We start from the raw sequence: 15,093 nt of genomic DNA, 5'->3' as shown, positions 1-15,093 counted from the left end.
GGGTCAGTTCCGGCGGGCGATGAGGCGGTACGCGTTGGCCATTCCTGAGCGACGTGCCAACGGGCGTATGGCGAACCGGTCGATCAGTGTCCCCGCGATCAGTGCCGGGACTCCGGCCAGCAGTACCGTCGTCCGGATCGCCCGGCGCACCGCGCCCGGCGGTCGGGCCAGCCACGGCGCGTCCTCGGCCGGTGGTACATGACACAGCATCAGCCAGAAGGCGGCCAGCAGGTCGACCGCGTCGTGCGGCTCGGCGTGCTCCTCGGCGACGACCGTGAACCCGAGTTCTTCGAGCCGTGCGCGCAGGTTGGCGACCGGTATGAAGTGCAGGTGCTGCGGCTGGAGCCAGGGCAGCCACCAGCGCCCGAGCAGCCGGCCGAACCGGCTCTCCGGGTCGGGCACGTCGATGAACAGGTGTCCGCCCTCGCGCACCACCTGCCGGGCGGCCCGCAGTTCACGGTCGGGGTCGGTGCTGTGTTCCAGGTAGTGGAACATGCTCACCACGTCGTACTGGCCCGCGAGTTCGGGCGCGAGTTCGGGGAACATGCCCCGGTAGGCGCGTTCCACGCGCTTCTCGCGGGCGGCGATCTCCACGCCTTCGGTGAAGTCGAGCCCGTCGAAGGAGGTGTCCGGCAGTACATCACGCGCTCCCGCGCAGAAGTGCCCCTGCCCGGTGCCGACGTCCAGCCACCGTTTGGGCGCCGGGTCGTGCGCGATGATCGACCGTGCCCGCTTCCGGTAGGACTCGCCGCGCCCGTCGAAGAGTTCGCCGAGTTGCTTCTCGCCGAGCCCGTCGTAGAAGTCCCGGTAGTAGAACTCCAGCCCCACGTCGTTGAGTCGGGGGTTCTGGAAGATGTGACCGCACGTCTCGCACCGGTCCAGCACGAACCGGCCCGGCTTGTGCTGCAAGAGGTCGGTGGTCCGCAACCGGGTGGTCAGCAACTCCCCACCGCACCAAGGGCAGTCGTCACGGCGTGGTTCGAAGAACCGCTCGACTCCTTCCGCCAAGTCCCTTTGGTACTGCGGCCGTAGCGCGGCGATCTGCCGTTCCCGGTCGGCTCTCGACTCACCCATGGCGACTCTCCTCAGCGAGCTGTTCGAGGTGTGTTGCGGCTGCGTCCGCGCCCCCGGCCGCCCGGAACGCCGCGCCGATCCGCGCGGCCTCCTCCCGGTACGCCGGGTCGTCGAGCACGGCGTCCAGAGCCGCGCCCAGCTTCTGCGCGCCGGCCCTTCCGAACCGCACCCGCACTCCGGCGCCGGCGGCCACGACCTGGCCCGCGACCACCGGCTGGTCGTCCCGGATCGGCGCGACGACCAGCGGGACGCCGTGCCAGAGCGCTTCGCACACGGTGTTGTGTCCTGCATGACACACCACCGCGTCGAGCCCCTTGGACAGGAGCGCGAGCTGCGGTACCGACGGGACGACGAGCACGTCCTCGTCGCTCCCGGCACCGAGTGTCCCGCCGGGGTCGACCAGCACGGCCTGGAGCCGGCCGGCCCTCTCCCGCACCGCGTCCTGGCAAGCGGTGAGAAAACGTTCGCCCACGTCGGCGTTGGCGGTGCCCAGGCTGACGAGGACGGTCGCGCGGCCGGGGTCGAGCCAGTCCCAGGGGAACCCGTCACCGGCCGGCCGCCCGGTGATCGACGGCCCGACCCAGGTCACCGCGCCGCTCTCCCCGGCCAGCTCGGGGACGCTGAAGCCGAGGACCAGGTGCGGAGAGAAACGCGGGTCCGCCGTACCGGACGGGGCACCGACGGTCCGGCGCAGGTCGGTCAGGCGTGCCTCGATCCACTCCCGCACCTTCGGCAGGCCCGCGAGAGGGTCGGTGAACTCGGCGGAGGTGGTCGCCGACGTCGCCCAGGGCACCCCGGCCGCCTCCGCGACCAGCGCCCCGGCGAAAGCCTGCTGGTCGGCGACCACCACATCGGGGTGGAACACCTCGACGGCCTCGCGTACGGCGGGGGCCATGGCCTCGGCCAGCGGGATGAGGAAACGTTCCCACAGGAACTTGAGGGCTTCGGGGCCTCGGAGGTCGGGCGGGCGGTGAGGGGTGGGTGGTGTGTGATGCGTGGTGTGTGATGTGCCACTGAGGGTGGGTGTGGTGTGTGATGCATTGCCGTCGTCGGTGGCGATGTGTGATGCACCGCTTGCGCCGCCGGTAGTGCGTGATGCATCACGGGCCTCACCAGTGGTGTGTGATGTACCACCCCCCTCCCCGCCCCCGAACACCACCGTGTCCACCCCCGCCAGCTCCCGCACCAACCCCCGGTCCGCGCACACCCATGCCACCCGGTGCCCCCGCGCCGCGAGTCGTGCCGCCACGCCCACCGTCGGGTTGATGTGGCCGGTCAGCGGGGGGACGACGAACAGGAAGCCGCTCACCGGGCCGTCACCGCCGCGCAGGTCTCGGTGACGAGGGACTGGACGTGGGCGCCGATGGTCGCGGGGGCTTCGACGAGGATGGAGTGCTCGTGTCCGGGGAGGATCACGGTCCGGCAGTCGGGCAGCAACTCCGCGAGGCGGGGCGCGAGTTCGGCCACGTCGGAGTCGCCGCCGTAGAGGGCGAGGACCGGGCAGGAGACGGACGCGATCTGAACGTCCGTCAGAACCCGGCTGGCCGGGATGTCCTGGCCCAGGGACGTCTCGCGCGCGAGGCGGGCGGCGCCCTTCGCGAGGCGGGCCATGTTGTGGCCGCGGTGGGCGGCGATCCAGGTGATGGTGTCGGCCTCGTTGTGAGCGAGTTCGTGGACGACCCGGTCGAGGATGCGGCCGAGCTTCAACGCCCAGGCGGGCGTGGCCGGTTCGGACTCGATGAGGGTGAGGCTCGCGGTCCGCTCCGGATGACGGACGGCGTACCCGAAGGCGACCGTCCCGCCGTAGGAGTTGCCGACCAGGTGGACCGGTCCGGTCACCCGCAGATGGTCCAACAGGGCTTCCAGGTCAGTGATGTTGTGGTCCAGGGTGTAGCCGACGGGCGGCCGGTCGCTGCGGCCATGACCGCGCAGGTCGTACATGATCACGTCGAACCCGGCCGCGGCGAACGCGGGCGCCACCGTGAAGTAGTAGCTGGCCAGGCTGTCGGTGAGCAGCCCGTGCACCAGGACGACGGTGGCCCGGGAGGTCCTGCTGCCGCGCGGCCCGATGCGCTGGACGTGCAACCGGAGCGCGCCGGTGTCGACCATCGACATGGCTCAGCTCGCCTCCGCCGCCTTCAGCCCGGTCACGACGTACTCGACGAGCCGCCCGACGGTCAGCTCGATGATCTCCTCGAACTCCATCCCGGCAAGGAACTCGGCGAAGTTGACGCGCTCGCCGTACCGTTCCTGGAGCATCCCGGCCAGCGTCACGAGGTCGATGCTCTCCAGCTCCAGGTCGCGGTTGAAGGACGTCTCCATGCCTATCTCGGCGTCGTCGACGCCGTACTCGTCCTCAAGGAGGCGGACGAGCATGGCGGAAACGTCGGCGAGGACGGTTTCCTCGTTCATGTGGCGTCGTACTCCTCTTCGTTCGCGTGTCCCGTCGTCCAGGCGACGACGTACTCCCGCGCCGGCAGGCTCGGCGGGTTGGTGACCGGTGCGCAGTGCACCGGGTAGGCGCGTTCCAGGCGGCCGGAGACGGTCAGGAGGGTGCCGTCCGGGGTGGCGTCGAGGACGGTGAACTCCCTCGGTCTGCCCCGGAGTCCGGTTCCCTCGGCCTTCGCGACGGCTTCCTTCGCGGCCCAGAACCGGGTGAACCACAGGGCGAGCGGGCCGTCGAGGCCGCGCAGCAGGCGCAGTTCGTCCGGACCGAGGGCGACGGCCTGCGTCTCCGGGGCGCGTTCGGTGACCTCCTCGATGTCGATCCCGGGCCCCGGGCCGGGCCGGTGCGGTCGGACGATCGCGACCCCGGCCTCCGCGCAGTGCGCCAACGACACGTCGAGCGGCGGGAGTTGACGACCGTGGACACCGACGACGAACGGCCGCCCCAGCGAGTCGTTCTCGACACGCAGCTCCGCCGGGAACACCGGCCCCTCGCCGTGCGCCCACAACCACCGCCGTACCGCGTCCTTCACGGCGATCCGGCCCAGCAGCCACTGCCGCCGCCCGCGCGGCGCGTGGTCCGCGTACCGTGAACGCTCCACTCCGCCGAGGGAGTTGCGCATGATGAGGTCGCGCGAGGCGAGGTCGGGCCATCGTTCGTGGACCAACGCCCAGCCCCCGGGCCGCAGTTCGGAGAGCGTGTTGCGCTCGGGGAAGCGTTCGACGGGGCGGGTCCGCGGGTCGTTGTCGAAGCGGCGGTCCTGCCAGCCGCGTATCTCGGCCCACACCTCGCCGCCGACCGCCAGTTGGACGTCCGCCTCCAGGATCGTGTCGGTGAGCGACACGATCCTTACCTGGCAGGCGACTTGAGTGCCGGGGGCGGGGTGGGGGCCGTGGAAGCGGATCTCCCGCATGCCGACCGGGAAGACGACCGTGCGCTCGGTGCGGGTCGCCATGATCCAGTAGCCGAGGAGCTGGCCGACGTTGTCCAGCAGGGCGCCGGGTGCCGTCGGGGTGGTGAGGATGCCCCGGACGTGGTGGTCGCCGATCGCCGTGATCTCGGTGACGCCCTGGAACGCCGGGCCGTGGAACATCCAGCGTTCTTCGTAGAGTTGGGCCGCCGTGTGGTCCGGGACGCGTTCGGCGGCGGGGGGTGTGCGCCACAGCGGCGGGCGCGGGTGGGCGGCGGCCAGTTCGACCGTCGCGCGGGCGCGGGGGCCGAAGGAGACCGCGAGGCGGTCCTGGCCCTGCGGGGTGACGGTCACCGGGACGTCCACGGCGGGCGTCACGGTCAGCCACTCCTCGAACCTGGCGTCATGGACGGCCACGGGGACGAGGCCGGGGCGGGCCCGGCTCGCCGCGTCCATGATGTGCCACACGATCGTGGTCGCCGGGACCACCGGCCAACGGTCCGACACCTCGGGCCAGTTGGGGCGTTGCGGGAAGAAGCAGTGGTCCAGCAGGTAGGGCATGGTCTCGGGTGAGACGCGGACCGTGGAGTGCCAGGGGGTGGCGCGCGCCGTGAGCAGCGCGGTCGCCGTGTCGGCCGTCTCCTGGAGGAGCGCGCTGAGTTCGGCGGCGACCGGCAGCCGGGCGGCCAGCGCGTCCAGCGGGGAGGATGAGGCGACCGGACGCAGGACGGGGCGGGCCTCCGGAGGGAGGGACACGAGGGCGCCGCTCAAGTCCAGGCGCACCGGGGCGAGTCGGGGCCGCATGCGATCCGGCGTGTCGTCGGCCGGACGCCGTGCGGACGGCAGCGCGGGGGCCACCTTCGCGCCCGCCGCCCACAACGCCGCCGCCACCCTGCGGAGTTGAGGAAGACCGTCGCGGTGCGGGGAGTTGGCCGCCACCGTCAGATGGTCCTGGGCGCCGAGGGTGTCACCGACGAGGGAGCCGAGGTGGCCGGGGCCGACCTGGACGAAGACACGGTGACCCGCGTCGTACAGGGCCTGCGCCAACTGGCGGAAACGGACGGGCTCCAGCAGGTGTCTGACGAACAACTCCCGTATCTCGGCGGGATCGTCGGGGAAGGGAGCGGCTGTGGTCCCCGACCACAGCGGGACCGTCGGCGGGTGGAGCCGGAAGCGGTTCGCCCCCTCCTCGATCGGGCCCAGATGGGGGCGGAGCATCGGAGTGTGGAAGCCCGAACGGAACGGCAGTACCTGGCAGATGACACCCCGGGACCGGAAGGCACGGACGAACTCCTCGACCGCCGTGTCCGGTCCGCACACCATCGACTGGCTGGGCGAGTTGTCGTGCGAGAGCACGATCTCCCCCCGGCCCGACGTCTCCAGCGCGGCCATGACGTGGTCGGCGGACGTCCCGATCGCCCCGAACGCCAGCCCCGGAACCGTCAGCGACGCGGGGTCGAACTCGGCCATGAACGCGTCGACTTCGGCCCCGTCGTACACCCCCGACGCGACCATCGCCGTCCACTCGCCGACGCTGTGTCCTGCGACGGCGTCGGGGACGATGCCGCTGCGGCGCAACGCCGCGTCGAGGAGACGGCCGACGGACACGACGTCGAAGCCGTACTGGCCCACGTCGCCCACCTGTCGGCCGGGCGGGCGGAGGGCGGGGAGGCCGAAGTGGTCGGCCACGTCGTCGACGCGGGGGGCGAAGTCGCCCTCCAGGCCAGGGAACAGGAATGCCAGCTTTCCCTTGTCCAGCAAGGGGGTTGGGCGCAGCCACACGTCGTTGCGGCCGTTCCAGGGGCGGCCCTTCGCGGCGGTGCGGCGGGCCAGGGCCAGGCGTTTCGCGGTGGGGTCGACGACGGCCAGGCGAGCCGGACCCGCGGTGGGGTGAGGATGGGTGGGGTCGAGGCCGGCGGTGAGGAGGGTGGTGTCGTCCGCGTCCAGAAGTGCCGTGAGGGCGGCGGGGGTCGGGGCGGCGAGGAGGAGGATGCGTTCGGGCTCGACGACCTTGACGGGTCCGGCGTGGGCGGTCACGCGTGGTGTGGGACGCCCGCTCTCGGAAGCACCGGAAGAACCAATTCCCCTACCCTGCCTCAGAGTTGAAGACACTCCCATCGGCCCTTGCTCCAACACCACATGCCCATTGATCCCCCCGAACCCGAACGCGTTCACCGCCGCCCGACGGACCTCCGCCTCCCACGGCTCCGCCTTCTCCAACGGCCTGAACCGGGTCCGCCCCAGCGCCGGATGCGGATCGTCGCAGTGCAGCGTCGGCAGCAGCACCCCGTGATGGACGGCCAGCGCCGCCTTGACCAGCCCGGCGACCCCCGCCGCCGGCATCGCGTGACCGATCATCGACTTGACCGACCCGATGACCGCGCCGTCGTCCGAAGGCCCGCCGAACACCGAGGCCAGCGTGGCGAGTTCGGCGCCGTCACCGGCGGGTGTCGCCGTGCCGTGGGCTTCGAGCAGCCCCAGCGAACCGGGCAGCGCCGGATTGAGACTGGCGGCCCGCCACGCCTGCCGGACCGCGCGTGCCTGCCCACCGGGATCGGGGTTGACGAGCCCCGACGCCCGCCCGTCGCTGGAGATCCCGGTGCCCCGGATCACCGCGTAGATCCGGTCGCCGTCCCGCTCGGCGTCGGCCAGCCGCTTGAGGACGACGACCCCGGTGCCCTCGCCGATGAGGATGCCGTCCGCGTCACGGTGGAACGGGCGGATGCGCTCGGTGGGGGAGAGGGCGCGCAGTTGGGAGAAGACGCTCCACAAGGTGATGTCGTGGCAGTGGTGGACGCCCCCGGCGAGCATCAAGTCGCAGCGCCCGGAGGCCAGTTCACCCACCGCCTGATCGACCGCGACCAGTGAGGACGCGCAGGCCGCGTCGACGGTGTACGCGGGCCCGCGCAGGTCCAGCCGGCTCGCGACCCGCGACGCGGCGAGGTTGGGCACCAGTCCGATCGCCGCCTCCGGGCTGTCGGGCCCGAGCCGTTCGGTGAACGCCTCGCGTACCCGGTCGAGTTGGCCGGCGGACAGCTCGGGCAGCAACTCGCCCAGCGTCCGCACGAGTTGACCCGCCGTTCGGACCCGCTGATCGAGCCGGACCAGACCGGGCGTGAGGTATCCGCCCCGGCCGAGGACGACACCGGCCCGCTGCCGGTCGGGCAGCCGCCCGGCGCCGCCCGCGTCGTCCAGCGCGGCGGCGGCCACGTGCAGCGCGATCAACTGGTCCGGCTCGGTGCCGCTCACCGACGCGGGCATGATCCCGAACCGCGTCACCTCCACCTCGGCGAGCCCGTCCACGAACCCGCCCCGACGGCAGTACACCCGGTCCGCGGCGGCCGGTTCGGCGGCGGAGCCGGGACGGTAGTAGTCGGCGTCCCAGCGGCCCGCCGGCACATCGCCGATCGCGTCGACGCCGTCACGGAGGTTGCGCCAGTAGGTGTCGAGGTCGGGTGCGCCGGGGAACAGGACGGACATCCCCACGATGGCGACCGGGACTTGACGACCCGTCACCTCGGCGGGTCTCGGTGGCACCCCCAGGGCTCTCGGCCCCTGGGGATCCTCCAGTGTTCTCAGCCCCACCCCGTCACCACCCCGACGCCGTGTGCACGACCGCGGTCAGCGACGGATCCCCCCACGCCAACTCCCGCAGCAGCGCCGCCGTTCCCTCCTCCGGATCGATCAGCTCGACACCCCGCCGCGCGTACTGCCGCGCCAACTCCGGCCCCACCATGCCCGCGTGGGACCCGGCGGGCGCCCACGGCCCCCAGTGCACGGTCAACGCCCGCAGCCCGGTGCGCGCCGCCCAGGCCGCCCCCAGTGTCTCCAGCGCGTCGTTCGCGGCGGCGTAGTCGACCTGCCCCCGGTTCCCCAGCACCGCCGAGATGCTGCCGAACAGCACAGTGAACGAAGGCCCGTTGGGCAACTCCTCCAGCGCCGTGAGCAGCGCGTGCGCGCCGGACGCCTTCGTCGCGTACACCCGCCGGAACGACTCGGCGCTCTTCTCGGCGATCAGCCGGTCCTCGATCACCCCGGCCGCGTACACCACCCCGTCGAGCCGCCCGTGCTCGGCGTGGATCTCCTTCACCGCCTGCAACACCGCGTCGGACTCCCGGAAGTCGACGCTGCGATACCGAACGGAACTGCCCAGCCCGGCCAGTTCGGCCAACGTCGCCCTTATCTCCCGCTGGGCCAGCAGCAGTTCGGCCTCCTGGTTGATCTCAGCAAGTGTCATGCCGCCACGCGCGGCGAGGACGGCACGCAGCTCGGCCGGGGTGTGCGCGGCAGCCGTCGCCTCCTCCTCGGGCTCCTCCGGCGCGGGGGTGCGGCCCAGCAGTTCGAGCCGGCACCGCGAGGCCCGTGCCAGCGCGACGGCACATTGCGCGGCGATCCCGCGCGCTCCGCCCGCCAGCACCACGACCGCGTCCCGGTCGAGCCCCAGCGCGGCGGCCTCCGCGACCCCGTCCCCGGCGGGACCCGCCCCGGTGCTGCCCAGTGCCCCGAGCGGCATCTCCGTCAACTCGAAGCCGTGACGGCCGGCAGCCCGGTACAGAACGGCGGGTGACGTGTCGTCAGCGAGGATTTCGCCGATGACCGCGTCCGCCACGTCCTCGTCGACGTCCACCACACGCGCGACGGTCTCCGGGAACTCCCGCGCCACGCTCCGGAACAGCCCGCGCAGCCCCACCGCGTCGCCGTCCACCGGCCGTACCGCGATCAGCCATCTCAACTCCCGTGCGAGCGCCGCCTTCAGCACGGGAAAGGCGTCCGGCAGTACGGGCACCCCGTCGGCCGCCCCCAGGTACACCACCCCGTCCACCGGCCCGTCCGCCTCGGACAGAAGGTGCTCCATGTCCTGCTCGGCGACCTCGGCGCCATGTGACGCCAGACGCCCGGCGACCTCCGGTCCGAACCCGCCGTCACCGAGCAACACCCAGCGAGTGCCCGCGAGGTGGGACGGTGCGTGGTTTCCGGCGTCGAGGAGTACCGGCTGGAGGAGGAGGCGTCTGGGGGCTCTCCCCGAAACCGGCTCCTCCACGGGCGCGGGTTCCTCGACGGGCGGTCCCGACAGCCGCGAGGTCAGCCAGTCCGTCACCGCGGCGGCCGTGCGTGCCTTCGTCAGCTCCTCCAGCTCGTCGTCCTCCAGGGCGGCGAGGTCGGTCGAACCGCCGAGGCGCCGGGCCAACTCGCCCGCGATCTCGGCCCGTTTGATGGAGTCGATGCTGAGGTCGGCCTCCAGGTCGAGGTCCGGCTCGATCATGTCGACGGGGTAGCCGGTGCGTTCGCTGATGATGTCGAGGACGACCTGCCGGACGTCCACCGCTTCAGGGGCCGGCTCGACCGGGGCCACCTCAACAGGCGGCTGCTGTACGGCTGTTGCCTCAAAGGTCGTCGGCTGAACGGGAGTTGTCCCGACGAGAGTTGCCTCAAGAATCGGCGCGGGAGCCGGCCTGTGCACCTGAGGCGTACCGCTTCCCTCCCCCAAATACGTGAGAAGCACGTCCCGTTGGGCCGCGATCATCTCCCGGCTCGTGCGCAGGAACTCGGCGATGAGCGCGTCCTGGCCGTTCGTCACGTTCGCCTCCAAGGAAGCCGGGAATGCGGGGGAGACCGAGAGGGCCGAGGAGGCGGCGGACACCGGAATCTGCGTCACCCTCCGCGCCGGCGTCAGACCGCCCGGCAGGAACTCCCCGTCGGCGGTGCGCACGAGCTGCCCGTCCACCGTCCAGCCGGGCCGCTTCGGCGCCGGCGTCCGTACCGCGTCCACCGCGCCCCGCCCGCGCAGCAGCCACCCGGCGCGCACCGGCACTCCGGCGAGGGCCAGTTGGGCGAGCGCGTCGAGCCAGCCGCGCAGTCCGCTCCCGGCCCGGGGTTCGCAGGCGACCGTACGGTGCGGGCGGTCGCCGAGGACCTTCCCGGCCAGTCGCGTCAGCACCGCCCCGGGCCCGGCCTCGACGAAGACGCGCGCACCGGCCTCGTACATCGCCTCGATCTGCTCGGCGAAACGGACAGGGGAGCCGATCTGCGCGGCGAGTTCGGCGCGCGCGGCATCCGGCGCGGGGTCGTAGGGCGCGGCCGTGCGGTTGGCCCAGACCGGGAACTCGGGGGCGTGGAAGGCGTGTTGGGCCAGGGACGCGGCGAACCGGGGTCCGGCGTCGGCGACGAGCGGGCTGTGGAAGGCGCAGGCGACCGGGATGCGCCGCGCGGTGAGCCCGGCCGCGCGCAGGAGCCCTACGGCTTCGGCGACGGCGTCCGTCGGGCCCGAGATGACGGTCTGCTCGGGCGAGTTGAGGTTGGCGACGACCACACCGTCGCCGGCGGTGGTGTGTCCACCGGATCCGTCCGCCAGGGCCCGCCGCACGGCGTCCGCGCCGGCCGACACCGCCGCCATCGTCCCCGGATCCTCCCCGGCCGCCGCCAGGATCGCCGCCGCCCGCTCACCGCTCAACTCCAGCAGCGCCGAGGGGGAGATGACGCCGGCGGCGCAGAGGGCGACCAGCTCGCCGTAGCTGTGCCCGGCCGCCATGTCGGGCCGGACCCCGGCGGCGGTGAGGACCGAGTACGCCGCCAACCCGGCGATGCCCAGGGCAGGTTGGGCGACGCGCGTGTCGGTGAGCGCGGCCTTCTGCCGCTCGCGCCCGGCCTCGTCGAAGGCGGCCGGCGGATACATCGTCGGAGCGTGGTCGCGGCCCAGCTCCAGGAGGTGCCGCAGTTCGGGGAACGCGATGAACAGGTCGGCGAGCATGCCGGGGCGCTGGCTGCCCTGGCCGGGGAAGAGGAAGGCGACCTTGCCGTCCGCCGGACCGGACGCGCCGGGCTCGCGCAGCGTGCGCAACTCCCGTACCAGCTCGTCCACATCGGCGGCGACGACCGCGTACCGCACCGGCTCGTCGCTCGCGTCCGCCCGCCGGGCCGCGCTCAGCGCGAGGTCCCGCAGCCGCCACGGACGCCCCGGCGCCTCGGCGGCCTTGAGAAGTTCCTCGGCGCCGCGCCGCGCGGCGCTCGCGTCCCGCCCCCGGAACAGGAACAGTTCGGCGGGCCACTCCTGGACGCCCCGCACCCCTTCGTCGTGGGCGGCGAGCACGACGTGGAAGTTGGTCCCGCCGAACCCGAACGCGCTGACCCCGCCGACCCGTTGCGCGGCCGGGACCTCCCACGGCCGGGCCTCGGTGTGGAAGGCGAAGGGGCTTTCGCCGTCCGTCCAGGCCGAGTTGGGGGACTCGACGTGCAGCGTCGGCGGCCGTACGCCCGTGTGGAGCGCCAGCGTCGTCTTGATCAGCCCCGCGAGCCCCGCCGCGCACTTGGTGTGCCCGATCTGCGACTTGACCGACCCGAGGACGCAACTCCCCGCTGCGGCGCCCGCGTTGGTGAACACCTCGCTGAGGATGGCCAGTTCGGTCCGGTCGCCGACGACCGTCCCCGTGCCGTGCGCCTCCACGATGCCGACCTCCGCCGGGGACACCCCGGCGTTGCGGTACGCCCGTTCCAGCGCGGCCCGCTGGCCCTCCGGCCGGGGTGCGGTGAGGCCCAGCGAGCGGCCGTCGCTGGAGGAGCCGAGGCCCTTGATCACGCCGTAGACGCGGTCGCCGTCGCGCTCGGCGTCCGCGAGGCGCTTGAGGACGACGCAGGCGACGCCCTCCCCGAGCGCGATGCCGTCGGCGGACGAGTCGAAGGCGCGGGAGCGGCCGGTGGGGGAGAGGGCGTGGACGGAGGAGAACAGGGCGTAGTCGTTGATGCCGTTGTGCAGGTCGGCGCCGCCGCACAGCACGACGTCGCTCGTCCCGGACAGCAGCTCCTTGCAGGCGACGTCCACCGCCGCGAGCGAGGAGGCGCAGGCCGCGTCCACGGTGTAGTTGGCGCCGCCGAGGTCGAGCCGGTTGGCGATGCGGCCCGAGATGACGTTGGCGAGCATGCCGGGGAACGAGTCCTCGGTGAGCAGTGGGAGTTGGCCCTCCAGGCCCTCGGGCACCTCGCCGTAGTAGGAGGGCAGGACGGCGCGCAGCGTCGCCGCGTTGGACAGGTCGCTGCCCGCCTCCGCGCCGAACACGACCGAGGTGCGCGAGCGGTCGAACTCCCGTCCCCCGTCGCCGTATCCGGCGTCGTCGAGGGCGCGCCGGGCGGCCTCCAGGGACAGCAGTTGGACCGGCTCGACGCTGCCGAGCGACGCGGGCGGGATGCCGTAGCGCAGCGGGTCGAAGGGGATCCGCGGGAGGAAGCCGCCCCACTTGGACTCGGTGGACGTGCCGTGGTGGACGGCGGGATCCCAGCGCTGCGGGGGGACTTCGGTGACCGCGTCGACGCCCGCGACAACGTTCGCCCAGAAGGACGGGAGGTCGGGAGAGCCGGCGAACATGCAGGCCATGCCGACGATCGCCACGTCCAGCGGCTCGGGTACGGGGTGGTCGACTACCGTGTCCGGAAGGACGCGTTGGGCGAGGAAGGCCGCCGCGCCGGTCGTCACCGACTCGTGCAGCGCGGCGATCGTCGTCGTACGGTCGCGCAGGACGGCGACCTCGCCGGCCATGAACATCCCCTCGGCGAGCTGGCGTTGCTCGTCGACGGAGGCGAGCGCGCCGTCCGCGTCCCGCTCCACTCCCTTGCTCGCGATGCGCAGCCGCCCCACGTTGAGCCGTTCCAACTCCTCCCACACCTGCCGCTCGGGCAGGCCCCGTGCACGCAGCCGGGCCGCCTCCTCGCGGTACCCGTCCGCGAACGGACTCGGCACGCACCGGGTCGCGTGGCCCGGCGCCGACTCCAGCAGCGTCGTCGACCCGGCGGTCAACACCCGCTCCTGGAACAGGGGTTGGATCGCGCCCTGGTCCACGGCCTCCTCCGTGAAGAGGTACGCCGTGCCCATCAGCACCCCGACCGCCGCGCCTCGCGCGGTCAGCGGCCCGGCGAGCGCCGCGACCATCGCCGCCGAACGCTCGTCGTGGACGCCGCCCGCGAAGAACACCTCGACGCCGTCGACGTCCCCGAAGTCCTCCAGCACCGCCAACTGGGCTTCCCACAGCGGGAACGCGGCGCGCGGACCGACGTGGCCGCCGCACTCCGCGCCCTCGAACACGAACCGCCGGGCGCCCGCTTCGAGGAACTGGCGCAGCAACTGCGGCGACGGGACGTGCAGGAACGTCCGGATGCCCGCGTCCTCCAACGCCCGTGCCTGGGACGGCCGTCCGCCCGCGATGATCGCGTGGGTCGGCCGGGACAGCCGGACCGCCTCCAACTGCGCGGTGCGCAACTCCTCCGGCGCGAAGCCCAGTACGCCCACGCCCCAGGGTCTGTCGCCCACCGCCTCGCGGGCCTGCGCCAGCATCGCCCGTGACCGCTCGCCGTTCGCCAGGGCCAGCGCGATGAACGGCAGCGCCCCGTCCTCGGCCACGGCCGCCGCGAACGCCGCCCGGTCGCTCACCCGAGTCATCGGCCCCTGCGCCACCGGGAGTCGGGTGCCGAGCGCCCGGCTCATCGTCGAGCCGGGGCCCAGCGTCCGCACGGCGCTGTCGTCGCGCAGGGCGGAGCGCGCCGCGTCGTCCAACTCCCGTACGGTGCGCCGTGCATCGCCCCACCGGTCGGCGAACCGGGCGGCCAGGAAGACGTCCTGGCCCGCGTCGATCCGTATGCCCCGGCGCTCGACGACGCGCCGGCCGTCCATGACCGCCGACTCGGTGCCGTCGAGAGTGCGGACGACCGCGGCGAGGTGGTCGGGCAGCGACGACTCGGCCAGCAGGGCGAGTTGGGAGTCCACGACGACCCCGGCCGCGCCGCCCGCGACCGCCGCCGCGGCCGTCCGGGGGCCGATGCCGCCGCAGGCCCAGACGGGGACGTCGACCTCGGCCAGGAGCTGCTGGAGCAGGACGAAGGTGCTCAACTCGCCCACCCGGCCGCCGGATTCGGAGCCGCGCGCGATCAGGCCGTGCGCTCCTGCGCGGATCGCCGCGCGTGCCCCCGCGAGGCCGGTCACCTCGGCGAGGATCCGAGTGCCTTCTGCGGCAGGCCAGTTGGCGCCTTCGGCGAGGACGACGGTCAGTTCGCGGTCGGGGAGGTCCGCCGGCGTCAGCCGGCAGTCGGGCCCCACCCGGACCCCGACGGGCGTCCGCCACACCCGCTCCAGCGCCTCGCGCGCCGTCCGGCCGCCGTCGCCGAGGTCGAGCACGCCGAGGGCGCCGCAGCGGGAGAGGGCCAGGGCGAGTAAGGCGTCGGGCTCACCGAACGGGGTGATGCCGATGACCATGTCCTCGGGGCGCACAGCGGACGTCATGTCTCTCCAGAATCAACGAATCAAGGAGGAACTGCACGGTGGGGGATGCGGGGACAGCGCGAGCGGGACAGTACGAAAAGCACGAGCAGAACAGCGAAAAACGGCAGGGCCGGACAACGGTTTCCCAGGACACGCCGTTCGGGCAGGGCTCACCGGGGAAACACGGGTCTGTCTTTCGACGCGCGTGTGTGAAACGCCTGGAAAGGTAGTGCGGTTATTACTCGCGGGTCAATAAGCGTGCGGTGCCCCGCATCGATTCGGTCAGACGCAGGTCAGGGGGCAGCGCGGCGGAAATCGGGCCAATCGCGGTACGGGCGGGCGCCGTTCATCCCGGGCTCACCTCGCGGAAACACGACCGCGCGCGGGAAATGCGTGCCGATGGCCGCGCATGTCCGAAACGGA

Annotated in this window: 6 protein-coding genes; all 6 read right to left on the bottom strand. The window is 72.9% G+C overall.

Features of this window, described 5'->3' with window-relative positions:
• Positions 1–3 precede the first annotated feature (3 nt).
• Complete coding sequence (locus IAG44_RS05780) at positions 4–1,074, bottom strand: class I SAM-dependent methyltransferase (protein ID WP_187746043.1); 1,071 nt, start codon at positions 1,072–1,074, stop codon at positions 4–6.
• The gene (locus tag IAG44_RS05775) at positions 1,067–2,383 is read right to left on the bottom strand and encodes a glycosyltransferase (RefSeq protein ID WP_246561523.1); all 1,317 of its coding nucleotides are present in this window, start codon (positions 2,381–2,383) and stop codon (positions 1,067–1,069) included. The genes IAG44_RS05780 and IAG44_RS05775 overlap by 8 nt, the downstream gene beginning before the upstream one ends.
• Entirely contained in the window at positions 2,380–3,189 is an 810-nt protein-coding gene (locus IAG44_RS05765; protein WP_187746042.1) for an alpha/beta fold hydrolase, read from the bottom strand. The genes IAG44_RS05775 and IAG44_RS05765 overlap by 4 nt, the downstream gene beginning before the upstream one ends.
• A 3-nt stretch (positions 3,190–3,192) precedes the next feature.
• Entirely contained in the window at positions 3,193–3,486 is a 294-nt protein-coding gene (locus IAG44_RS05760; RefSeq protein ID WP_187746041.1) for an acyl carrier protein, read from the bottom strand.
• Positions 3,483–7,910 carry a beta-ketoacyl synthase N-terminal-like domain-containing protein gene (locus tag IAG44_RS05755; RefSeq protein WP_246563755.1) on the bottom strand — a complete coding sequence of 1,476 codons (4,428 nt, stop codon included), beginning with the start codon at positions 7,908–7,910 and terminating at the stop codon, positions 3,483–3,485. The genes IAG44_RS05760 and IAG44_RS05755 overlap by 4 nt, the downstream gene beginning before the upstream one ends.
• A gap of 109 nt (positions 7,911–8,019) precedes the next feature.
• On the bottom strand, positions 8,020–14,691 hold the full coding sequence (locus IAG44_RS05750; RefSeq protein WP_187746040.1) for a type I polyketide synthase: 6,672 nt from the start codon (positions 14,689–14,691) through the stop codon (positions 8,020–8,022).
• Between the last annotated feature and the right edge of the window lie 402 nt (positions 14,692–15,093).

The sequence above is a fragment of the Streptomyces roseirectus genome (assembly GCF_014489635.1).
GTDB lineage: Bacteria > Actinomycetota > Actinomycetes > Streptomycetales > Streptomycetaceae > Streptomyces > Streptomyces roseirectus.
Note: the sequence above shows the minus strand (reverse complement) of the source record. Positions and strands in the feature narration are given on the sequence as shown.

Excerpts from the sequence above, each read along its gene's own strand:
- IAG44_RS05780 (WP_187746043.1), bottom strand. The coding sequence starts at position 1,074 with ATGGGTGAGTCGAGAGCCGACCGGGAACGGCAGATCGCCGCGCTACGG.
- IAG44_RS05765 (WP_187746042.1), bottom strand. The coding sequence starts at position 3,189 with ATGTCGATGGTCGACACCGGCGCGCTCCGGTTGCACGTCCAGCGCATC.
- IAG44_RS05760 (WP_187746041.1), bottom strand. The coding sequence starts at position 3,486 with ATGAACGAGGAAACCGTCCTCGCCGACGTTTCCGCCATGCTCGTCCGC.
- IAG44_RS05755 (WP_246563755.1), bottom strand. The coding sequence starts at position 7,910 with ATGTCCGTCCTGTTCCCCGGCGCACCCGACCTCGACACCTACTGGCGC.
- IAG44_RS05750 (WP_187746040.1), bottom strand. The coding sequence starts at position 14,691 with ATGACGTCCGCTGTGCGCCCCGAGGACATGGTCATCGGCATCACCCCG.